General features: G+C 45.6%; 28 protein-coding genes and 1 pseudogene. 22 read left to right on the top strand and 7 right to left on the bottom strand.

What is annotated here, in order from left to right:
• Positions 1–42 precede the first annotated feature (42 nt).
• From E8E00_RS07585 to E8E00_RS07575, 3 genes are all read left to right on the top strand, one after another.
• Positions 43–843: a Cthe_2314 family HEPN domain-containing protein gene (locus E8E00_RS07585; protein WP_096628101.1), complete on the top strand. Its 801-nt coding sequence runs from the start codon at positions 43–45 to the stop codon at positions 841–843.
• A gap of 543 nt (positions 844–1,386) precedes the next feature.
• Positions 1,387–1,992 (top strand): hypothetical protein, encoded by a 606-nt coding sequence (locus tag E8E00_RS07580; RefSeq protein ID WP_096628103.1) that lies wholly within the window; start codon positions 1,387–1,389, stop codon positions 1,990–1,992.
• Between the two features lie 114 nt (positions 1,993–2,106).
• Positions 2,107–2,805 carry a sulfite exporter TauE/SafE family protein gene (locus E8E00_RS07575; RefSeq protein ID WP_256369698.1) on the top strand — a complete coding sequence of 233 codons (699 nt, stop codon included), beginning with the start codon at positions 2,107–2,109 and terminating at the stop codon, positions 2,803–2,805.
• Between the two features lie 275 nt (positions 2,806–3,080).
• Here E8E00_RS07575 and E8E00_RS07570 read toward each other — a convergent pair whose 3' ends face one another.
• Complete coding sequence (locus E8E00_RS07570) at positions 3,081–4,313, bottom strand: ISL3 family transposase (protein WP_096628105.1); 1,233 nt, start codon at positions 4,311–4,313, stop codon at positions 3,081–3,083.
• A 148-nt stretch (positions 4,314–4,461) separates the two neighbouring features.
• Here E8E00_RS07570 and E8E00_RS07565 point away from each other — a divergent pair, with 148 nt between their 5' ends.
• From E8E00_RS07565 to E8E00_RS07525, 9 genes are all read left to right on the top strand, one after another.
• Positions 4,462–4,872, top strand: coding sequence for a GNAT family N-acetyltransferase (locus tag E8E00_RS07565; protein ID WP_096628108.1), 411 nt, complete (start codon positions 4,462–4,464; stop codon positions 4,870–4,872).
• A 182-nt stretch (positions 4,873–5,054) separates the two neighbouring features.
• On the top strand, positions 5,055–5,570 hold the full coding sequence (locus tag E8E00_RS07560) for a GNAT family N-acetyltransferase (RefSeq protein ID WP_096628111.1): 516 nt from the start codon (positions 5,055–5,057) through the stop codon (positions 5,568–5,570).
• Between the two features lie 46 nt (positions 5,571–5,616).
• A complete protein-coding gene (locus E8E00_RS07555; protein ID WP_096628114.1) occupies positions 5,617–6,384 on the top strand; it encodes a GNAT family N-acetyltransferase in 768 nt (255 codons plus the stop codon).
• A gap of 212 nt (positions 6,385–6,596) precedes the next feature.
• Positions 6,597–7,382: a GNAT family N-acetyltransferase gene (locus E8E00_RS07550; RefSeq protein WP_096628117.1), complete on the top strand. Its 786-nt coding sequence runs from the start codon at positions 6,597–6,599 to the stop codon at positions 7,380–7,382.
• 165 nt (positions 7,383–7,547) lie between these two features.
• The gene (locus tag E8E00_RS07545; RefSeq protein WP_240531876.1) at positions 7,548–7,934 is read left to right on the top strand and encodes a VOC family protein; all 387 of its coding nucleotides are present in this window, start codon (positions 7,548–7,550) and stop codon (positions 7,932–7,934) included.
• 360 nt (positions 7,935–8,294) lie between these two features.
• The gene (locus tag E8E00_RS07540; protein ID WP_096628122.1) at positions 8,295–8,828 is read left to right on the top strand and encodes a GNAT family N-acetyltransferase; all 534 of its coding nucleotides are present in this window, start codon (positions 8,295–8,297) and stop codon (positions 8,826–8,828) included.
• 56 nt (positions 8,829–8,884) lie between these two features.
• Positions 8,885–9,364, top strand: coding sequence for a GNAT family N-acetyltransferase (locus E8E00_RS07535; protein WP_096628125.1), 480 nt, complete (start codon positions 8,885–8,887; stop codon positions 9,362–9,364).
• Positions 9,365–9,426: 62 nt separating this feature from the next.
• Positions 9,427–9,933, top strand: a complete 507-nt coding sequence (locus E8E00_RS07530; RefSeq protein WP_096628128.1) for a GNAT family N-acetyltransferase — start codon at positions 9,427–9,429, stop codon at positions 9,931–9,933.
• A gap of 111 nt (positions 9,934–10,044) precedes the next feature.
• Positions 10,045–10,605, top strand: a complete 561-nt coding sequence (locus tag E8E00_RS07525) for a GNAT family N-acetyltransferase (protein WP_077663068.1) — start codon at positions 10,045–10,047, stop codon at positions 10,603–10,605.
• A gap of 82 nt (positions 10,606–10,687) precedes the next feature.
• Here E8E00_RS07525 and E8E00_RS07520 read toward each other — a convergent pair whose 3' ends face one another.
• Positions 10,688–11,515, bottom strand: coding sequence for a TauD/TfdA family dioxygenase (locus E8E00_RS07520; protein ID WP_096628131.1), 828 nt, complete (start codon positions 11,513–11,515; stop codon positions 10,688–10,690).
• Positions 11,512–11,763: a hypothetical protein gene (locus tag E8E00_RS07515; RefSeq protein WP_025739952.1), complete on the bottom strand. Its 252-nt coding sequence runs from the start codon at positions 11,761–11,763 to the stop codon at positions 11,512–11,514. The genes E8E00_RS07520 and E8E00_RS07515 overlap by 4 nt, the downstream gene beginning before the upstream one ends.
• Before the next feature lie 123 nt (positions 11,764–11,886).
• Here E8E00_RS07515 and E8E00_RS07510 point away from each other — a divergent pair, with 123 nt between their 5' ends.
• Both E8E00_RS07510 and E8E00_RS07505 read left to right on the top strand, forming a co-directional pair.
• Complete coding sequence (locus E8E00_RS07510) at positions 11,887–12,165, top strand: type II toxin-antitoxin system RelE/ParE family toxin (RefSeq protein ID WP_069587542.1); 279 nt, start codon at positions 11,887–11,889, stop codon at positions 12,163–12,165.
• A gap of 10 nt (positions 12,166–12,175) precedes the next feature.
• Complete coding sequence (locus E8E00_RS07505; protein WP_077577889.1) at positions 12,176–12,496, top strand: HigA family addiction module antitoxin; 321 nt, start codon at positions 12,176–12,178, stop codon at positions 12,494–12,496.
• Between the two features lie 57 nt (positions 12,497–12,553).
• On the opposite strand, the gene E8E00_RS07500 is transcribed toward E8E00_RS07505, so the two are convergent.
• Positions 12,554–12,790 carry an RNA-binding protein gene (locus E8E00_RS07500; protein WP_096628134.1) on the bottom strand — a complete coding sequence of 79 codons (237 nt, stop codon included), beginning with the start codon at positions 12,788–12,790 and terminating at the stop codon, positions 12,554–12,556.
• A gap of 116 nt (positions 12,791–12,906) precedes the next feature.
• On the opposite strand from E8E00_RS07500, the pseudogene E8E00_RS07495 reads away from it, so the two are divergent.
• Positions 12,907–13,059, top strand: a pseudogene (locus E8E00_RS07495) (OsmC family protein); the annotation flags it as partial.
• 75 nt (positions 13,060–13,134) lie between these two features.
• On the opposite strand, the gene E8E00_RS07490 reads toward E8E00_RS07495, so the two are convergent.
• Positions 13,135–13,782, bottom strand: coding sequence for an NAD(P)-dependent oxidoreductase (locus E8E00_RS07490; protein WP_096631366.1), 648 nt, complete (start codon positions 13,780–13,782; stop codon positions 13,135–13,137).
• Between the two features lie 210 nt (positions 13,783–13,992).
• Between E8E00_RS07490 and E8E00_RS07485 the strand changes: the two genes are divergently transcribed.
• The 7 genes from E8E00_RS07485 (at position 13,993) to E8E00_RS07455 (ending at position 17,828) form a co-directional block, all read left to right on the top strand.
• Complete coding sequence (locus E8E00_RS07485; protein WP_096628137.1) at positions 13,993–14,580, top strand: N-acetyltransferase; 588 nt, start codon at positions 13,993–13,995, stop codon at positions 14,578–14,580.
• 19 nt (positions 14,581–14,599) lie between these two features.
• Positions 14,600–15,136, top strand: a complete 537-nt coding sequence (locus E8E00_RS07480) for a GNAT family N-acetyltransferase (RefSeq protein WP_069361324.1) — start codon at positions 14,600–14,602, stop codon at positions 15,134–15,136.
• Positions 15,136–15,684 (top strand): hypothetical protein, encoded by a 549-nt coding sequence (locus E8E00_RS17305; RefSeq protein WP_096631368.1) that lies wholly within the window; start codon positions 15,136–15,138, stop codon positions 15,682–15,684. The genes E8E00_RS07480 and E8E00_RS17305 overlap by 1 nt, the downstream gene beginning before the upstream one ends.
• 134 nt (positions 15,685–15,818) lie before the next feature.
• A complete protein-coding gene (locus E8E00_RS07470; protein WP_096628140.1) occupies positions 15,819–16,340 on the top strand; it encodes a GNAT family N-acetyltransferase in 522 nt (173 codons plus the stop codon).
• Positions 16,333–16,890 (top strand): GNAT family N-acetyltransferase, encoded by a 558-nt coding sequence (locus E8E00_RS07465; RefSeq protein ID WP_240531877.1) that lies wholly within the window; start codon positions 16,333–16,335, stop codon positions 16,888–16,890. The genes E8E00_RS07470 and E8E00_RS07465 overlap by 8 nt, the downstream gene beginning before the upstream one ends.
• 100 nt (positions 16,891–16,990) lie before the next feature.
• Complete coding sequence (locus E8E00_RS07460; RefSeq protein WP_096628142.1) at positions 16,991–17,206, top strand: VF530 family DNA-binding protein; 216 nt, start codon at positions 16,991–16,993, stop codon at positions 17,204–17,206.
• Between the two features lie 148 nt (positions 17,207–17,354).
• Positions 17,355–17,828, top strand: coding sequence for a 2TM domain-containing protein (locus E8E00_RS07455; RefSeq protein ID WP_046073335.1), 474 nt, complete (start codon positions 17,355–17,357; stop codon positions 17,826–17,828).
• Positions 17,829–17,895: 67 nt separating this feature from the next.
• Here E8E00_RS07455 and E8E00_RS07450 read toward each other — a convergent pair whose 3' ends face one another.
• Entirely contained in the window at positions 17,896–18,594 is a 699-nt protein-coding gene (locus E8E00_RS07450) for a gamma-glutamyl-gamma-aminobutyrate hydrolase family protein (protein ID WP_096628144.1), read from the bottom strand.
• The gene (locus E8E00_RS07445; RefSeq protein ID WP_096628146.1) at positions 18,570–19,577 is read right to left on the bottom strand and encodes an amidoligase family protein; all 1,008 of its coding nucleotides are present in this window, start codon (positions 19,575–19,577) and stop codon (positions 18,570–18,572) included. The genes E8E00_RS07450 and E8E00_RS07445 overlap by 25 nt, the downstream gene beginning before the upstream one ends.
• Positions 19,578–19,630: the final 53 nt, after the last annotated feature.

The following is a 19,630-nucleotide window of genomic DNA, read 5'->3' as shown; positions in this document are numbered from 1 at the left end:
TTATGGCTGGTGTTAGCTATCAATCGGAAATTGTGAGTATCTATGAACAATGAATATTATTGGTGGGATTTGGAAGATTCTCGCTTCAAAGCGGTCTTATATGATTCGATAAATTGTTATTTTCTCCATGACTTGCCTTACCAAAATTGGCAAGAGTTTTCTGAAGCTGACCCACACATGGCTTATGCACATTTAACTTATGTTCGGTTTAATATGCTTGAGCAACAGTTCATCGATTTACGGGTAATCCCTCAAATGCTTGGAGTTGAGACTGTTCCGGTGAAATCTAGTGTTCAAGATATAAACAGATATGACTGGCTTAAATCTGTCGTAGATTTGACGCTATTTCGTTTCTCCAGCTTGCGAGATATAGCTTTCCACTTTGTGAATGAAGTTTTGGAACTTGGGCTTTCCGATTTTCAGTTGAATATAAAGCAGTTGAAAAAGGCGCTTAAAGCTCAGCATCCAGAAATTCTTGAAGACTTAATAATCTTAGATAAAACGGGTGAAGAACTGAGGACTGATCGCAATGACCGAGCTCATAAAGGTTTTAGTGAGCTTTATACAGGTGACGACCAGATGTTCAAAAATATGTCATGGATGGAGGGCAAAGTCATCGACAATACTGGTTATGATTTAGTTGGAATTTATGAAAGTTCCCGTGACAAAATTAGTGAATTAGTTGTGCAAGAGGTACTGGTTGCAATAAAAGCTACAATCAACTTAGTTGATAATTGCTATGCCCATTATCGTGATACACACCTTAGATTATCACGTGGCTCAGCAATGGGAGTGTCGCAACATTTTCCTCTGCACTGCGAAAAAAATAGCCAACACATATGAGCCCTTCTCCAGTCAATAGGCAATAGCATTTTTTTGCTGCGCAGCAGCCAATGCTCTCGAACAACAAAGTCGTCTACTTCGTTCTGTCATTTCCGCCATTAAGTCATTGCTTACGGCAAACACATATAGAAGGTCTCTCATTGGCAGAATTTTCCAAACTGATTCATGCGGATTTACAGATAGAAATTGAGGCTGTCATAGCGCTATAGGTGCGAACATAATAAGAGGTAATGGCGTCAATAGTTAATTTTTTGCGCTATTGCTATCTCTCATTACACGGGCTCTGAGCATCTAATTTAACATCACTACCATCTTCCGCACACAGGCAATAATGGCGACTTTTTGTAGTCATCCACCGCGTGAAGAGAAAAGTGGTGCGTGGCGAGATCAATACCAAAAATTGAGTAGATATGGTTATCTCCGTTATTAAAGGCCGCACTTAAGTGTGACAAATCTTCAAAAGGGGGAATCCATATCATTCGTTATACCAAATCTGCAAAACTATAGATTCAATAAAAAATCGGAGTCTTTTTTGGAGTTAAAATGCTAAAAAGAATTGATACATCAATCCAGGATTGGGCTTCAAGTTTTCTGGAAACCTCAAATTATGAAGACAGATTTATATTGCCTGCATCTGTAACTGATGTAGATCTCGCTAAATATATTTCTGCAATCGCCAATGAAACTGGCGGGAATATTTTGTTAGGAGCTTATTCAGACAAGGGGGTTGGTTCGGGTTTTCAAAATGTAGACGCTGATCTGGTTAAGAACACTCAGAACCTTATAGAAGGGGTGGAGATTAATAGTGTCCCTCATCAAGTCAGATTGCAGAATATATATTTATTAGAAGTTGAGAAGGCAGACTCTTTAGCATTCGCTGATGGCTGCCCGTACTCGTTGAGGGATGGAAAACCGAGACTAATGGCGGAACGAGAAGTTATCGAGAAGTTAGGGCTAGGTGTTGATTCCTCTTTAATCAATATGATTTCGGAGCAAATCACCAAGCAGTCAGGTAAAGTAGATGTTTTGACCGAAGAACTCAAGGAAAAAAGTAAGATAAAAAATCAAGTTCCAGGCTTATTGGTGGGCGGTTTCGTCGGTTGGTTGCTTTCTACTTTACTAAACAGTTTGCTCAATATTAGTGGTTAAGGGTAACGGTTTGTATAACAAGTTCAATCACTCGGAAAAATTCTCCGCTGCGCTGAAAATTTTCCGGTGTTGCAGGCGTTATAGCGCAAGGAGAAATCGAAGATCGAATATCTATTGGGATTAATAGCATTACTGACGTCCATGGTTGCTGGGATCGTTGGATTTGGCGGTGGAATGCTTCTAATTTCAGTCCTTCCTGTCTTCATAAGCCCTGCCTTGATCATACCAATTCATGGCTTGGTTCAATTGGCAAGTAACTCGTCACGTATGCTGTTTTCATTGAAACATGTTAGGTGGCAGCTTGTTCCTCGCTTCTTACTTGGTTCAGTCGTCGGTGCGTTGATGATCGGGTATGGTTTGTCACATATTTCAATGGAGTATGTCCCAGCTGCAATTGGCCTGTATATTTTGCTTAACCTATGGAGCCCAAAGTTTTCAGCATCTGTCAGTCGATACGAAAGCTTTTATCTGATCGGCTTTTTGCAAACAGGGTTAGGGTTGGTAGTAGGTGCAACTGGACCTTTGAGTTTGAGCGTGTTAACAAAACAACTGGAATCTAAGGATGAAATCATAGCAACAAGCGCGTTATTTATGACAATTAGTCACCTAGCAAAAGTCCCCGTGTACTTGTCGTTCACTGAGAGCATGTTTTCTGACTTAGATCTTATTGTTTATATGGTTTTGGGCGCTATTTTAGGCTCGTTTATAGGAACGAAGCTTCGACTAAGTACAAAAAATGGTTATATTATTAAAATAATCCAGGCTTTATTGACGCTGCTTGCGGTTAAAATGATAGGTGAAGTTGCACTATAACAAACGAGTATGTCGTCAATCCTAAAATTTAGCGAGGTTTTTATCCCACATCACGCCGTCTATAAGCATCGAACGTAAGACCACTACCATCATACTTACACAGGTAATAATGGCGATTTTTGGTAGTCATCCACCGTGTAAAGAGAAAAATGGTGCTTAATGAGTTCAATGCCATAAAAACCGTACCCACGTATGGTACCTATTCAATAGCGATATCATGCCATTCGTTATACGTGCTTAACAGAGTAATCGTAAAACTGTTTATTTATGGCTCTTCATCGTTCATGGTGGAAAGTCATATCAAGCCCCCCAAAATAGAACAGTATTGCTGTCTTGAACCTTTGTTTGTTTCTAAAGCCTTTAGCTCTAAGCTTCATGTATTGGATCTTGGCATTTATAGCCTCCGCCAAGCCATTCGATGCCTTAAGCCGCATTGCATTAAGGATTGCTGGTAAGTGCTTTTTCACTGTCGCCGCTGCTGTCATCAATGGTTTAATTCCACTTGCTTTAACTAAAGCAAGCCACTCTAGCCATTGATTCCTTGCGCTTCTGATCGAACCTCCGTACCAGATCAGTCTTGCTTGCTCTTTGAGCAACCAGCTAAGGCTTGTATCTATCATGAGCTTGGCCAATCTGTTTATACGCTCCCTCAGGCGACCTTTGAGGTTTCTATTTCTTTTTAGCCAGCCATAACGCGTTCTGTAGCACTCTCGTTTAAGGTATGGCGGTAGACGGTTAACCTCTTGCTTGCGAACATCGTCAACAGCTTTGGTGAGCACTTTTGCTACGTGGAAATGATCAACTGCAATCAAGCGTTTAGATCGTGAGCCAAAGAAGGACTCGGTTGCATTCATAAAAGCTTGGCTCATATCCATCGAGACTGAGCGGACCTGCTGTCTAGCGAGGTTAGGCAGCACTCGATAGCAGTTTGCTAAGCTTTGTTCACTTTTACCGTCGGCAACAGCGAGAACTTGGCCCGTTCGGCTCGACATCACAGTGACATAATCATGCCCTCGGCAAAAGGCAGTTTCGTCTACCAACAGATCTTCTACCTTATTTAAATTTCTCCGGGCGAGCCCTCGTGAAACAGCCTTTTTCATTATCCGATCAATGGCTCCCCAACTCAGTCGAAAGGCTTTAGATACAGAGTGAAGAGAAGTGAACTGAAGTGTTTCAATAATCTTTGTCTCGAAGAGTTCGGTATAGCGACTACCAGGAGATGCCCAAGGAACAGAAACGGTCTGAACCCCGTGCTTTGGACAATCAGCACGTGGGACTTGGGCCTCAAGATATGTTTCGTACTGGCATGTATCCAAATGACGCCATATTCGCTTTCGAGAGTCATGCTTTCTTACCGCTTTCGAACATGTTGGACAAGCAACGCCTGAAGGACTTTCGTACATGATGTTCACGGTAATACGTTGGCTCTTTTTATCCACCTGGACAGAGTCGACAGTCCATGGCGGAATCAGTTCAAGGATCGCTTGATAGAGTGCTGTATCTTTCATCTGATTCAGGGCTCAAGTGCAGAGTGTTTCCTTATTGTCCAATTAATCGGAAAACTTGAAAAGAAACACTTTCCACCACATCCGGTGAAGAGCCTTATTTATACAGTGGTAATGTGTATGCTTCAGGTGAATCAATAGGAGCATAATGATGACAATAAAGTTTGAAGAAAAATTACCTAGCCCAAAAGAATTCTGTGACATGCGTGTAAAAGCCGGTCTCTCTCCAAAATCTCTTAAAGCGGCCACAATCGCTTTACCAAATAGTTTATACGGCATTTCAGTAAGAAATGGCGATGATCTAATCGCAATGGGGCGTGTCGTTGGCGATGGTGCATGTAATTTTGAGGTAGTAGACGTTGCAGTTGATCCATCTTACCAAGGTCGAGGGTTTGGCCGGAAAGTTATGGAGTATATAGATAGTTATTTATCATCAGTTGCTTTAGATGGTTCTTATGTATCAATGATTGCAGATGAACCTGTATTTTATGAGAAGTTAGGTTACAAGCTAGTCTCTCCATCCAGCGAAGGTATGACAAAAAAGTTTAAGCCGCACGCATAATGAACGACTATGCCATAAATCGTTGAATTTTAGCGAATATTTTGTAGTTAACCACTGCATAAAGAGTAAAGTGGTGTTTGGCGAGCTCAACTTTTTTCTCCTAAAACAGTGCCGAGCTAGACGGTGTCGTCTTGATAATTCGAGTGATGGTGAACATCGGCGATATAGAACAAGGATATTGTATGGAAATTAGGACTGGCAAGCATACAGATGTGTCGGCTATTACCGACATTTTTAACTTTTATATCGAACATACCAATGCTCGATTTGAGGTAGATCCTTTCACAGTAGAGAATCGCCAAGAATGGTTTTCGCAGTTTTCAAGTGGAACGAAGCATCGGCTTTATGTTGCGATAGAAAACGGCTTAGTATGTGGTTTTGCATGCTCCCAACCGTATAGGGTGAATTCTGCTTTTGACGATACGGTCGAGGTGACAGTGTATTTAGCGCCAGAGGCGAAAGGCAAAGGCTTAGGGACTAGGCTGTATAAGCAGTTGTTCTCATCGATAAGCACATGCGGAGTTCACCGCGCATTGTCCGGTATTGCATTACCAAATGATGCATCAATAGCTTTGCATAAACGCTTTGGTTTTAAAGAGGTTGGTGTTTTCAACGAGTACGCAAGAAAAAATGGACATTATATTAGTTCAATATGGTTAGAAAAAACGTTGGATGCTATGCCTGGTTGTGTTGATTAGTTCATAACTAGCGTATTGCTGCAAGGTAGCAATCAATGAGGATAAATTGAATAAAGTGGATGTAATGCGAGACTACAATGAGTTTGAGCGAAAGCTTTTTCCCTCGTTTAATGGTGTAAAGGAGTCAGATAATAATCTGACGAAGTTCATATCAAATGACCGTCATGGTAGCTACGTTTCATTCTTCAGCTTCGACGAAAGTCTCACTGAATCAATAGTTAAAGAGCAACTTTCATACTTTAAAAAGCGCAATTTATGCTTTGAATGGAAAACGTACAGTACCGATAAACCAAGTAATATCGGCAGTGTATTACTCGCAAATGGTTTTGAACAAGAAGATACCGAATCATTTATGGTTCTAGACCTGGAAAAAACAGCGAACCTATCTTTCGATGAATCTCAGATCACAGAAGTATTTGATAGAGAGGGTATTCGTGACGCAATAATAGTTCAAGAAAAGGTCTGGGGTGGAGATTTTGATTGGCAATATAATTACTTAGTAAGCCTCAAGGAACATTCTCCTGATTCTGTATCTATCTACGTCGTATATGTAAATGGCCGACCAGTGACCTCTGCTTGGCTAACATTTAATGGTAATAGCCCATTTGCCGGTATTTGGGGCGGAAGCACAATCGAAGAATTTCGCGGTAATGGGTATTATAGTTTGGTCCTTAACAAACGCATCTCTAAAGCGAAATCGAAAGGGGTTAAATATCTTATAATCGATGCCTCAGATATGAGTAAACCAATCGTATCAAAGCGTGGTTTTGAAGTCGTAGCGACAACAACGGGATACACTTCACCAAATAGATAATAAACGATTAGCTGCCTCTGGCACTTCTTTCAGCGCGAGAGCAGCCAATAAGTAAGCGTATATACTGTTACCTTAAAAGTGGTACTTAGAGATTAGCGTTAAAACTAATTTTTTAGATATAGTTACCTCCTGTATTAAAGGTCGTGTCTAAGTGATTTTGATTATCAATAAAGGGCTAATCCGTTAATTTTTAATATAGTATCGAGGGAACGATGCAAGATAAAAAAGTAAGAGACGCCTATAACGCTTACTTTCACTTTAATAATGAACGAACACTGTCAACTGATTTAGCCAGTGAACTTTTTTCGGTTGAATCTGAGGGTTGCTCTGTTTTCGTGGACAAAACACGTAAGTATGATAATCAAATAATCATCCATGAACTTTCTAGCATAGAGACTTTAGAGAGTTATCTGAGTTTTTACACACGTGACTTGCCCCCTGAAATATCCGTCGAACCGCAGGCAATAACAAATGAGCTGACAACATGGTTATTAAATCGTGCCTTTGTATCAGAATATGAGCATGAATTTCTCGAACTGAAGCCTGATGAGTATGTAGCGTGTACAGATAAATCCCAACAAGTGTCAGTTGAACAATGGTCACATGATAATGTTGATGATTTTTTAGCTTTACTTAAAACATCAGGTTTAGAGTGTTCGAACGAAATCTGGCAGAAGAAACGTCCGCTTTACTGCACAGAAAGGTTTCGTTGCTATGTTGCGAAAATAAACGGTGAGCCATGTGCTTGGGCAACGAGTTATATCGAGGGCGAATATGTAATACTCGCCAATGCGTATACACAAGAGAGTTATCGTTCGAAAGGGTGTCAAACTGCGTTACTTCGAGCACGAATTGAAGATGCTATTTCTTTAGGTTCCAAAGTAGTGCTGACTGATGTCATGCCAAACAGTACGAGTAGTCGCAACTGTAAATTAGTCGGTTTTAGGCATGTTGGTGTGAGAAGTGTATGGTGTAAAAATAGAGATAGTCATTGTTGATATTAAACTTCCCCTCTCAGTGTGATTAGGGGCACATGTAAGATCATGTTAATTGAGTCTAAATCACACTAACGATAGCGGCGTCGGCTGATTGCTGAGACGATTTGATGAATTACTGGGTTACGACAGTTAATTTTTTATCGAGAAGTTTGCGAGTCACTTTCAATGAATACTAGACAAGGTTATTCCAATGGTATGTCCGTTTACCCATCTGCATTGCTTGTACATGTACCTAACGTGAATGAAGGGCTAGAGTGGTATCGCAAGGCTTTTCCTAAAGCAATGCCTATTTATTATCCAGACTTTGATTTTACCGCCCTCGACTTAAATGGTTTTCAGTTGGAAATTGTGCAAGCCGATGAAAAAGTCCGCAATGGTAAGTGCGGGGCTGTGCTGTATTGGCAGGTTGATGACTTGTTAAGCGCCCTAGATCACTTTAAGGCGATTGGCGCTGAGTTATACCGCGGTCCAATGGCGATCGAGCATGGACTATCAATGTGCCAAGTCACTGATCCATTTGGAAATCTCATTGGGCTCCGTGGGCCTGTTTGATGAATGAGAAGAGTTAGCAAGGGAAAAAGTCAACGAGTTGTCATCTCAATAAAATTACAATGGAATTGATTCTCAATGGAAGAAAAAACAGGAACGCGATCTGTACGTAAATGAAGCGCTTTATGGTCATCATAAACTGATACGTATTCCGTCAGCGAGCTTTTATGAACCATCAAAAATCGCAGATATATTATCTCGTGAAGTAGATATCAAGTGTAATAACTTTGAAGAAAAACATTCGTTAAGTGATGTTAGTAAACCAAACGTCACTTAGTGTTTAATGCAAGTAAGCTCGTCAAGTGATTAAGAGTAAAAAGATCGCCATGTTTTGTATTACTTATGTGACAGAGAAACTAGCCAGTGAAAATCGTTGAGGCAACGACAGCAGATTTAGAAGCATTCTTTGTCTATCTGAATGCTCAGCTTGAAGAAAATAACACCAACAGTGCGCCAAACTTCCTGCCGCTTTCTAAAGCATGTAGCTATGTATCCGAAGAGTTAAAAGCGAAGTTTCAAGACGGCTTTCAGTTTGAGGTGGGGCAGACAGGCTGGAGAAAGCTATGGTTGGCTAAAGAAGAGAATAATACCATTGTTGGTCATATTGACTTGCGTCAGTATAACGAACCGTACAAGGCTCATCGCGTTATGCTTGGGATGGGGGTTGAAAGTCGTATTAGGCGACAAGGAGTAGGGGCGGCATTAATTAATGCCGTGGTGGTGTTTTGTCAACACACAGAGCATGTCAGATGGCTTGACTTGAACGTGCTCTCTAACAATCTACCCGCTCATAGATTATACGAAAAATGTGGCTTTAAAGTGATTGGCAATATGTCGGATTGTTATCGAATCGATGGTCATTCAGTCGATGAGTTAACGATGACCCGTGCTATCTAGCGCTGACTTTTGCGCGCGTCATGGAGATAGAGATTATCTTGAGTAAGGATACACCCATGCACCTGACTTTCCGTCCCATCAATCTTGAAACCGATTTTGCTAATTGTGTGGCTGCACGTCGGGACGCTTTTGTGTGTAGCTTTGGCTCCGATGAGGGGATTGAAGACTTTCTAACTGGCTATTATGAACGGGTGAGTGAACGCATGAATCAGCCCGAGTGGTTTTATCGGCATATTTTTGTCGATGGAGAATGGGCTGGGCAGCTTGAATTTCGCAGCACGTCACCGGAGCCTGAGACGGGTTATGTGCATCTCATCTACCTTGCACCTGCTTTTCGTGGTCGAGGGCTGGCCCCTTTGCTGCAGCGCTATATCGAAACCACCTTAACAAACGCGGGGTGCCGGCGAGCGTTGTTATCTGTAAGCCGTGATAATCATCGTGCGTTAGCCTTTTATCGCCAGCACGGCTGGGAATTTGTTCGCGCTAACCCCAAACATGCGAAGACTGATTTTTATCAGTGTTGGTTGCCGGCGTAGATACTTATTCGCGCCAATATGCGATTATGGCGCGATAGAATGTTTCAGTAGGCGAGTGGCTTATGACACTGATATGCCGGTCAAAAAGGCTCAATGTGCGACAGTTTCATCTCGACGATGCGCCGTTTATTGTGGAGCTGCTTAATGAGGCGTCGTTTATACGCTATATCGCAGATAAAAAGGTGCGTACTGAACAAGATGCGATCGAGTATCTCCGTCACGGACCGCTTGCGAGCTATCAAGCACATGGCTTTGGCCTGAATCTGGTAGAACGGCGGGAAGATGGTGAGCCCATCGGCATGTGCGGTGTGCTCAAGCGCAATGAGTTGGAATGCCCAGATTTAGGCTACGCGTTTTTATCGCGTTATACCGGGCAAGGATACGCCACAGAAGCCGCCGAGGCGGTACTTGAAGCAACCCTGTTAGCGAGCGGACTGACTACGGTTCAGGCGGTGACCTTACCGGACAACCAACCCTCCAACCGCTTGCTCGAAAAGCTCGGGTTTCGGCTACAACGCCCAATCATGCTTTATGGGCATAGCAACAATCTGTATGAATATACCCGTTAATAGATAAACAAAAGTGGTTCTTTGTTTGTTCACAAGAGCCAGCTTATTTTCAACTATCGCGATTATGCTTGGTCATAGTGCAATGGTGCATAATAGGGAATACAGTAAACCATGCAGCTGGAAGCAGAACATTATTACTTACGATCTCTGGATATCAGTGATACAGAGTGTTTTTATCAATGGTCCCAAGATAGGGAAGTAACAATTTATAGCCTATCAGCCTATGCGTATCCGCAGTCTCGATCGGATATTTCCTCATGGTTGTCGACCATTAATGCAGATCCTAAAAATGTTTCTTTTGGGATCTGTACTAGAGCGACGAATGAGCTGATTGGTTACGCAGGGATTAGTGATATCAGTACACTAAATCGTAGTGGTGAATTTTTTATTTTAATCGGCAACAAGCAGTTTTGGGGAAAAGGCATAGGTACTCTTGTGACCAAATTAGTCACAGACTATGCCATTAGAACGCTAGGTTTGCATCGCGTGCAGCTCACCGCTAGCACTCTCAACTCTCGTGCTATCAGTGCGTATAAGCGGGCGGGATACAAACACGAAGGAGTGATGCGTCAGTCTGGCTTTCGCAATGGTGAATTTGTTGATAAAGCCGTAATGTCAGTATTATCCCATGAGTGGTTATTCAGCGCCGGTGACATTGATACAGTTGCTTAGATAAAACGATGTGGCTTTTTGCATGTAAGCCTTGGGATGAGATCCGCCGTTGCCCCAAAAGCTCTTCAATACCGTTATTGGATTACTGGGACCGCTCACCCTGAACCGTGACACGGTGTAATCGTCTGGGTGCGTCGCCATAATCGGTTACTGCGTAGTGTTGGGTGGCGCGATTGTCCCAGATTGCCACCGAGTGTTTTTGCCAGCGAAAACGAACGTGATATTTCGATTGGCGTGCTTGACTGAACAGTGTCGCAAGCCGTTGTTGGCTGTCAGCCTCTGGCCAGTCGGCAATCGTGCGAGTAAATTGCTCGTTAATAAATAGTACTTCTTGGCCGGTTTCTGGGTGGGTTTGCACCATGGCACGGCGAATGGGTGGGTAGTCTTGAGCGCGTTTCGAGACCACACTCTGGCCGTCGGCGTCTTGATGATCGTAACGACTGCCTTCAAAGGCGTGCAGTGCGTGAATGGTGTCGAGCTCGCGTAGCTTGGCTTTTTCTTCGTCGGTGAGATCGGCCCATACTGCTGCCATGTCACACCAAATCGTATCTCCGCCATGTTCTGGTACATATTGCGCGTGTAAAACCGAGCACTTGGGCGGCACCGCTTGCCATGTCATGTCGGTGTGCCAATAGCTTTGGCTGGGTGGATTACCGCGGCTGGTTTCAATCACGACCACTTGGTCGTTGTCGGGTAGGTGCGGAAAAAACGGGTGAGGTGGCTCAAGCTCGCCGAAGCGTTTTGCCAGTGCGACATGGTTGTCGGTAGATAGAGGCTGCTCGCGAAAGAAAAGCACTTTGTAGCGTAAAAACGCTTGGTACAGCGCCGCAAACTCAGCCTCTGAAAGCTGGGATAAATCGATATTATCGACTTGTGCCCCTAATGTATCGCCTAAAGGGGTTATCTTCATTTGAACCATACCTTACCGCCAATAAATTTATAGGCTGGTGTGCCTCGCACCAAGGTGTCACGCGCAAAGGGCTGTTCGCATTGAGGGCAGTGACACGGCGTGGTGGTGGCATCCTCAACAATCCTTTCTTTAAAGCACTTCACCAATGCACCTTTGCCGCCTTTGCGGTATTTAAACAGTGGTGCATTACAGCGTTTACAGAAAATATCGATGGTTTTGGTGGGCCCTTTTTTATTTGGCTTTGCCATGTTGATTGCTCAAGCGTCACTAGATGCCGAAAGCTTGATAGTGACGAGTCGGGCGTAGGCTGTCAATTAGCTATCGTTTAATGACGCTTTACGTTATTAACGTTATGCGTTACTATTGGGTTTATGATTCGAACGTTTAATTGCAAAGATACTGAAAAGCTAGCACAGGGAAAGCGGGTAAAGCGCTTCGTCAATTTTGAGCGAGTCGCGCTTAGAAAATTGCGCCAGCTACAAATCTCAACCGATTTAGATGATCTCAAAATACCACCTGGTAACAAACTAGAGCCGCTAAAGGGTGATCGTAAAGGGCAATTTAGCATTCGAATCAATAATCAGTTCCGCATTTGCTTTCGCTGGGTTCAAGGTGGTGCGGAAGATGTCGAAATCGTTGATTATCACTAAGAGGTCGCTCATGCGTACTGTAGAAGCTGTCACACCTGGCGAGTTACTAAAAGAAGAGTTCCTGACCCCGATGGGGATTTCGCAATATCGTTTGGCTAAAGAAATCGGAGTGCCCGCACAGCGTATTGGTCAAATTATTGCTGGTAAACGGGCTATAACGGCTGATACAGACCTGCGTTTATGCCGTTTTTTTGGATTGTCGAAGGGCTATTGGCTGCGTGCTCAAGTGGCCTATGATACTGAAATTACTGAACATGAGCTCGAAGATCAGCTGAATAGTATTCGCCCATGGACAGAAGTTTCGACCATAAACAAAAGCCAACACGTGTGATCGTGTTGGCTATCGCTCTCGCCTCATAGCCAATGTAAGTGCAAGGGAGCCTTTTGCTTAGTTTGCGACTTTAACGCGGATTTTGCTTTTCGCAACGCTGGTTAAGTGCAACGCCGCCATCGCGGCTTTCGCCTGTGTGTCATCAGGCATGGTCACGAAAGCAAAGCCTTTGGATTCGCCAGTCTCTTGGTCCAGCACCAGATTACATTCGGCGACATCACCATACTCAGAAAATAGCTGACGAAGTTGGTGTTCGGTAGTGGTGCGAGCAAGATTGCGAGCTAGTAATTTCATTGTTGTCCGTAATTGTCGAAGTAACAGCGGCGATTGTCTCAATAAAGGGTGGCAGGACCAAGTAATAGTTTGGCGATGTGACGAATAAGCGAATCAAAGACTCGTGTTCCGATGGTGATGGCGGCTTTGGCATTGCCGTGAAGTTGGCGGTTTCTGTCGGTGATCTGGATAAAGATACTGCGCACTCGTTGGTTGAGCAAGCACACCAAGTCTGCCCATATTCTAATGCCACGCGTGGCAATATTAAGGTCGAGCTGTCAGTGGTTTAAGCTGGTAAGAAAAGATTGAATAGTGAGGAGCGCTCAACACAGCGCTCCTTTTTTACGTTTACGATCTAGCACCTGTTAGGTGCCATAGCCCACCGTGAATGCTTGCTGCAGATGCTTAGGTGTTTCGGCCTCATCAAGCATGGCGACCGCGAAGTCTTCCATTGAAATGCGAGACTGTCCGTCACTATCTGTCACTAAGGTGTCTGTCCCCAATGTGTACTGACCGGTGCGAGTACCAGGTGCGATCATGGCGGCAGGCGAGAGGTAACTCCAAATCACATCTTGGCTGGCGAGGCACTGCTCATATTGCACTTGGCACGCGCGTGCAATCTCAACCGCTGAAGCAGGGAGAAATCCTTCGGTGTTTAACACGGTTTCACCGTCAGTGCCTGGAATCATCAGTCGAGCGGCACCGCCGACAATCAGAACGCGCATTTGATGGTGGGCTGCGCCTTGGACGACGGCTTGGGTTAACACCGGTAATTGCGCTTCTTCGCCTGTCGGTGGGCGTAACGCCGTAATGGCAAGATCATGACCAGCCATTACCGATGCCACCTTGTCCGCATCGCTCAAATTGGCGGCGACAGGTTTTACGCCGTCGGGTAGCTTGCTGAATGCTGCCTCGTTACGTGTCACTGCCGTGACCTTATGGCCGCGTTGCAACGCTTCCGATACAATTCGACTGCCAATATCGCCCGTGGCACCAAATACGATTATATTCATTACTTTAGTCTCCATGTTATGACTCCTGTGTGTCCTTATGCCGCGCAATAGCCAGTAAAAAGGTGGCTGTCATACGCTTGTGGTTAAACCATGCTGAACTGATTAAGTTGTGATTAACCATTTATCTTGATGTAAAGATAAATACCAAAAATCTTCACGTCAAGATAAATGTGTGGATGTTTTTTTATTGAAGAAGACAGAGGGGAGCCAATGGAGATAGCGATCCGGCAAGGATGGCCGCTTGAGCAAGCACAAAACGTCGCTGAGTTATATGAGCAGGCGTTTGGGATGAAGTTCGCACGGGCAATCCCCAATCAGGCAGTGCGCGTGGCGGTGTTGTCTCAGTGTTTTGTCCCAGGCTTTTCGTTTGCCGCTATGCAAAACGGCAATGTGGTGGGGTTGGCTGGGTTTCAAACTCAAACCGGCGCACTGACACAGGGCATGGACGCGAAACAGTTGATCGATAGTTTGGGGCCCATCAAGGGTACTTGGGCCTGTGCAGTATTGGCGCTGTTTGAGCGTAAAGCGGCACCCAATGAATTGGTGATGGATGGCATTGCTGTTGATAGCGCGGTACGCGGGCAGGGGATTGGCTCCCATTTGTTGGATGCCATTATGGATTATGCCCAAGCGCATGGCTTTGAAAGCGTTCGGTTGGATGTGATTGATAGTAACCCCAGAGCCCGCAAGCTTTATGAAACCAAAGGCTTTGTCGCCACTAAAGAAGAGCGCTTTCCGCACCTAAAATGGTTAGTCGGTTTTTCAGGCGCCACCACCATGGTCAAGGCGCTGAACTAAAACAACAAGAGAGACAAGGATGTTTATGATTGAAACACGTCGACTTGTGCTGCGTGACATGCAGCCGAGCGATGAAGAGGCGTTTGTTCACTTAACGCAACACCAGAAGTACCAGCGTTTTTATAGCGAAACGGACTGCCAGCCAGAGACATACCGAGACTTACACGCGCGCTTTATCGAACAAGCCAACACAAATCCACGCGTGGCTTATCAGTTAGCGGTTATCTGCAAGCAATCGGAAAAATGTATAGGCACCGTCGGTTTAAGGCTTGAGGACAACCATCAAGCTTCCATCGGATGCGGCCTAGCTGTAGAGGCGCAAGGCGCGGGGCTAATGAGAGAGGCGGCTGTCGCGCTGGCCGACTTTGGTTTTGAGTCTCTGGGTGTGCATCGGTTATACGCGGAGACCATTTACGATAATCTTGCTGCAACCAAGCTTTGTCGTTCACTTGGCATGCGACAAGAGGCCCATTTTCATCAGCATCGTTTCTTTAAAGAACGGTGGTGGGATACGGTGGTTTACGCCATATTACGACACGAATGGGAGCAAGGATGATGAGAAAAGCACTACTTGGGGCACTGATGGTGACACTGCAAGCGTGTACCAGTGCGCCCGTTGATAATGAAACGACCGACGCTGCAGAATGTGTCGGTAGTACGGCGTTGCCAAGCGCATGGGCAGACAAGTTTGTCGCTGTGGACGATCCAGCGTTACTGGCGTCGTCGTTGGGTCAGCCATTGGAAGGGAAGCTTTGCCAAGGCAAGGTATATCAGGCGACTGAAGGGGTGACAGTATATCGCGCGTGGAATAGCACCAACCCGCATAGTCAGTTTGGTCACTGGTGGGCGTTATCACAACCGTCTGGCTTGGTGGCGGATTATCGCCAAGATTATGAGATTTGTTATCAATGGTCGCCGCTCGATAAATTGGTACAGTGCACCTTGCAACCGGGCGCCAAAATTGTGGTGGGTAATGGTCAAAGCGCGAAATGTTCCGAGTATTTAACCTATCCAACCTCAAGTGCCCAACAAGTTTATCTGCAAGAGGCGGAGCAAGCGGTTCAACATTGTCAAACGTTTGATGCGGTGATGCGTTGGCAGTGATGCGCGGCAATCAACAACTCAATCACATCTAGGTGGCGAGCGCTAAGGCGGTGGGATGACAGGCGGTCAATAAGTGTTTATTTCTCAATATCAATGAGATAGCCTTATTCTATGACAGGAATTGGAATAAGCACATGGAATTAGTCGTCCCCGCACTCAATTATCAAGCAGCCTTTACACGCTTTTATGATGACTTTGTTCAGTTTGACCCCGACAATGCCGATTACTATCGGCCGGGGAAAGACGATTTTCCCACTTACGTGACTCGGTTAACGGATGAGTCATTGGGTAAAAACCTTCGTAAAGGTTATGTGCCGTGTAGTCATTTTTGGCTGCTTGATGCTGAGCAACAAATCATTGGCGCGATTCGGATCCGCCATCACATTAATACGCCATTTCTATCTCAAGAAGCCGGACACATTGGTTACGATATTGCGCCGTCATACCGTGGACGCGGATGCGGCAAGCAAATGTTAGCCTTAGCACTGCCCAATGCGAGAGAGCTAGGGATCACTCGCGCCCTCATCACTGCGAATGAGGACAATATGGCATCGCGCAAAGTAATTGAAGCTAATGGCGGCACGTTGGAAAACATCGTCAATGGTGAAGTGTTCAATGAATCATTGGCGCGGTACTGGGTGGACATTAATGGATGATTCCCCGCGCATGGACCAACTGGGCAGTGACCGTCTGTTGCTGGTGGCGCCTAATATGGCCCATCAGCCTTTCATTTTAGAAGCCGTATTGGAAAGCCAGCACACCCTTGCTCCTTTTATGGATTGGCTTCCGCACGCGCTGACCGAATCGAGCTCAATTGAAAACACCCAACAAGCGATTGATGACTTCGACATGTTTATTAATGAGCTGCGCTACTCGATTTTTGAAAAATCGACGGGGCAACTGGTGGGTGTGATCAGCTTAATCATCCGCAACATCGCGATTCCTTATTTTGAAATAGGCTATTGGCTGCGGAGCTCCAAAGAAGGCCTTGGCTATATGAGCGAAGCGGTGAGGACGCTAGAGCAGTACGCGTTTGATGGCCTTAATGCCAAGCGAGTTGAAATCAAAACCGCCTACGAAAACACCCGCAGCCGCGCGGTAGCCGAGCGTTGTGGGTATCACCAAGAGGCGATTCTTACCAATGATCGTATCTTGCCGAGCGGTGCGATTTCTAGCACTGTTGTATACGCCAAAGTGGCGGAATGAAATAAGACTGAGTGGATCAGTTGATCTCGCGTTTTGCAATATCGTCACGTAGAGTAGCGCTTTTATTGACGAGCGCGTGCTCGAGTTGCTGAGAACCCTTATGGATACACAACCTAATAACCCGCTGCACGGGTTAACCCTACAAACCATTTTGACCCGTTTGGTTGGACACTATGGTTGGTCAGGCCTCTACCAACACATCAATGTGAACTGTTTTTCTAACGATCCTTCGATGAAATCATCGTTGAAATTTTTGCGTAAAACGCAGTGGGCGCGCGATAAGGTCGAAGCCTTGTATATTGATACCTTTTGCTAAGGGTAAAATACGCGGATTGGCTATTGGGTGGTTTTTGTTTTTAAGTGATTGATTTTAAATAACTGTCATTAAGGTGTCGGGGTGCTGTCGTGGTAATGTCGCCCCCATTTTGCATAGTGTCGATAGGGAAGAGCACAAAGGAGCAAGGATGAACGTGAAAGCACTCAGAGTTCAAAAAGGGTGGTCGCAAGACCAATTAGCACAATTTAGTGGGTTAAGTGTTCGAACGATTCAACGTATCGAGCGCGGCCACAAACCCGGATTGGAGTCGCTGAAATCGTTGGCTGCTGTGTTTGATATCGACATTAGTGATTTGCAAAAGGAGACAGACATGCAGGCAGATACTTCAATGAGTCCAGAAGAAAGAGCGATTGCCAATCGCGTCCGTGCCCTCGGCGGGTTTTATTCTCATTTGACGCGCTATGTGGTCGTGATGGCGATTTTGTTTATTATCAACTGGCAAACTAGCCCCGGCTATTACTGGGCTTGGTGGGCTGCAATGGGATGGGGGATTGCAGTGGTCAGCCACGGTGTCAGTGCTCTGGGCATTGTCGATCTCTTTGGTGATAAGTGGGAAAAACGCCAAATAGAGAAGCGACTGAACGCGCGGTCTAAGCGTTAATCGCTACCTGATAACGCCGAGCGAATGTGCCTCGGCGTTTTTGTTTTTCACCAACTAACAAACATGTTTACTGAGATGCCGCTTGTCGCTGTTGGAAGCGCGTTGCGTGCTCGACTAAGCCTTTGAACAGCGCACGCTGACAGCCAAGATAAAGCAAAAATTCCGGATGCCACTGTACGCCCAGTGTATAGGGACGATTGGGCGACTCAATGGCTTGTACAATGCCATCTAAATCACGTGCGCTAACCGTTAAATCCTCGCCTAACGCGTTAATCGCTTGGTTGTGCAGGCTATTTATTTTGCGTCTGCCTTGCCCCAACCGTTGCTGGATGTGGCCGTTGACATCACGCAATATACACAAGGTTTTCATTGGGAATATTGTCCAGCGATGAGAGGTTTTTTTACGCTGCTCGCGTAAGCTTTGGTGCAAGGTGCCGCCTAAACAGATGTTGAGAAGCTGCGCACCTCGGCAAATCCCCAGCAAGGGCTTTTGGCTTGCCAGTGCGCTTTTGATAACCGCGCTTTCCAAAACATCACGTTCAGAATCGTAGTTGGGTTTGACTTCGGGCTCCGCAGCGTACAAAACAGGCTCGACATCGTGCCCGCCGGTAATCACTACGCCATGATAGGCGTCTGGATCTAAGGCGGTGCCGGGGTGTAGTTGTAACGGCTTGCCACCATAGAGCTTGACTGCCGCAGCAACAAAAAAACGTGGCAGCCGTGCGCCTTTGCTCGGGCCGGTTATTGCGATGACGGGTTTATCCATAAATTGTGCACCTTTTCCGCCCAGTTATTGACGATACGCGCTAATGGGTCGCTGAGATAGCCCAAATAAGCCTTGCAACATGCGTCCAATCGCGCAGGATCGGCAGCGAGTTTTTCGACTTCCACCCAATCGTTCCATGCTTCGTGAATGCCCCAATTAGTCCGGCTGACCTTGCTGTCCGGCAGCCGATAATGAAACGTGGGTCGCGCCTTAGTCAGCCCGTCGTTGACGGCCGCATTAACGCGCTCAGGATCGAGATGCGTGAACAAGGGCAACATATCTAGCGCACGGTTTCGTGTGGGATTATCCGCAAGGTAGTCATCAATCAGAGTAGTCAGATCTGGCCAATAATCAGCGGCTAGCACACGTTCAATATATGCTTTCGGGAAAGGGTCAACATAGTTAGTTAGGCGCCGTGATAGATCAATGTCGGCGCGTTTTAAAAGCCAGTCATACAAACATAAGAATGCTTTTAAGTGCGCACAAATCGTTTTGGCGGTTAGATCAGGCAGCTCTGGATTGAGTTGCATGCCAAACGCATAAACCGGGCTGTCTTCGGTTCCTTCGGCGCCTTGTAGACGCAGTGAAGCAATTAAATCCTCGACGCTATCGAGGCGGTCTAGTGGGAGAGGTGGCGTGACAATTTCTACCGGCACGACCAGCTTGGCTGCCCACGCTAAAACGTCTTCGGCGGACTGATCGAGTTTATTGGCCAGTGTTTTCTCGCTTCTGTCACTCTGGCCAAGGCGTTTTAATTTGGCATAATCAAGCTCAATCACCCAATCGCCAGCGTCATCCCCAGTCAGATGACGGTCGTAACGGCCTCCTTTTTTAACCGTGAGCGACAACTTATCTGCGACGATGCGTGCGATCTCGTCTAGCTCCATGCCGCTTAGTTCAAGTTCTACTCCGACGCGACGCGCTTCACCTTGCGCATTGTGCTCCCGAGGTGGTTGGGTGAGTCGTGATGTGTGCGTTTTCATTTAATATCCTCACCTTTATTGCTAAGCCTAGTAAATGTGATGAGGGTGGTATC

The sequence above is a fragment of the Salinivibrio sp. YCSC6 genome, assembly GCF_004916735.1.
Taxonomy (GTDB): domain Bacteria; phylum Pseudomonadota; class Gammaproteobacteria; order Enterobacterales; family Vibrionaceae; genus Salinivibrio; species Salinivibrio proteolyticus.
This window is presented reverse-complemented; position numbering and strand designations above follow the sequence as displayed.

Coding starts and splice junctions, on each gene's coding strand:
- E8E00_RS07500 (WP_096628134.1), bottom strand. CDS start 12,790: ATGAAATTACTAGCTCGCAATCTTGCTCGCACCACTACCGAACACCAA.
- E8E00_RS17305 (WP_096631368.1), top strand. CDS start 15,136: ATGAGAAAAGCACTACTTGGGGCACTGATGGTGACACTGCAAGCGTGT.
- E8E00_RS07455 (WP_046073335.1), top strand. CDS start 17,355: ATGAACGTGAAAGCACTCAGAGTTCAAAAAGGGTGGTCGCAAGACCAA.
- E8E00_RS07445 (WP_096628146.1), bottom strand. CDS start 19,577: ATGAAAACGCACACATCACGACTCACCCAACCACCTCGGGAGCACAAT.
- E8E00_RS07505 (WP_077577889.1), top strand. CDS start 12,176: ATGCGTACTGTAGAAGCTGTCACACCTGGCGAGTTACTAAAAGAAGAG.
- E8E00_RS07550 (WP_096628117.1), top strand. CDS start 6,597: ATGCAAGATAAAAAAGTAAGAGACGCCTATAACGCTTACTTTCACTTT.
- E8E00_RS07520 (WP_096628131.1), bottom strand. CDS start 11,515: ATGAAGATAACCCCTTTAGGCGATACATTAGGGGCACAAGTCGATAAT.
- E8E00_RS07510 (WP_069587542.1), top strand. CDS start 11,887: ATGATTCGAACGTTTAATTGCAAAGATACTGAAAAGCTAGCACAGGGA.
- E8E00_RS07470 (WP_096628140.1), top strand. CDS start 15,819: ATGGAATTAGTCGTCCCCGCACTCAATTATCAAGCAGCCTTTACACGC.
- E8E00_RS07565 (WP_096628108.1), top strand. CDS start 4,462: ATGACAATAAAGTTTGAAGAAAAATTACCTAGCCCAAAAGAATTCTGT.
- E8E00_RS07585 (WP_096628101.1), top strand. CDS start 43: ATGAACAATGAATATTATTGGTGGGATTTGGAAGATTCTCGCTTCAAA.
- E8E00_RS07450 (WP_096628144.1), bottom strand. CDS start 18,594: ATGGATAAACCCGTCATCGCAATAACCGGCCCGAGCAAAGGCGCACGG.
- E8E00_RS07485 (WP_096628137.1), top strand. CDS start 13,993: ATGGAGATAGCGATCCGGCAAGGATGGCCGCTTGAGCAAGCACAAAAC.
- E8E00_RS07515 (WP_025739952.1), bottom strand. CDS start 11,763: ATGGCAAAGCCAAATAAAAAAGGGCCCACCAAAACCATCGATATTTTC.
- E8E00_RS07535 (WP_096628125.1), top strand. CDS start 8,885: ATGCACCTGACTTTCCGTCCCATCAATCTTGAAACCGATTTTGCTAAT.
- E8E00_RS07580 (WP_096628103.1), top strand. CDS start 1,387: ATGCTAAAAAGAATTGATACATCAATCCAGGATTGGGCTTCAAGTTTT.
- E8E00_RS07480 (WP_069361324.1), top strand. CDS start 14,600: ATGTTTATGATTGAAACACGTCGACTTGTGCTGCGTGACATGCAGCCG.
- E8E00_RS07570 (WP_096628105.1), bottom strand. CDS start 4,313: ATGAAAGATACAGCACTCTATCAAGCGATCCTTGAACTGATTCCGCCA.
- E8E00_RS07460 (WP_096628142.1), top strand. CDS start 16,991: ATGGATACACAACCTAATAACCCGCTGCACGGGTTAACCCTACAAACC.
- E8E00_RS07525 (WP_077663068.1), top strand. CDS start 10,045: ATGCAGCTGGAAGCAGAACATTATTACTTACGATCTCTGGATATCAGT.
- E8E00_RS07465 (WP_240531877.1), top strand. CDS start 16,333: ATGGATGATTCCCCGCGCATGGACCAACTGGGCAGTGACCGTCTGTTG.
- E8E00_RS07530 (WP_096628128.1), top strand. CDS start 9,427: ATGACACTGATATGCCGGTCAAAAAGGCTCAATGTGCGACAGTTTCAT.
- E8E00_RS07560 (WP_096628111.1), top strand. CDS start 5,055: ATGGAAATTAGGACTGGCAAGCATACAGATGTGTCGGCTATTACCGAC.
- E8E00_RS07545 (WP_240531876.1), top strand. CDS start 7,548: ATGAATACTAGACAAGGTTATTCCAATGGTATGTCCGTTTACCCATCT.
- E8E00_RS07490 (WP_096631366.1), bottom strand. CDS start 13,782: ATGAATATAATCGTATTTGGTGCCACGGGCGATATTGGCAGTCGAATT.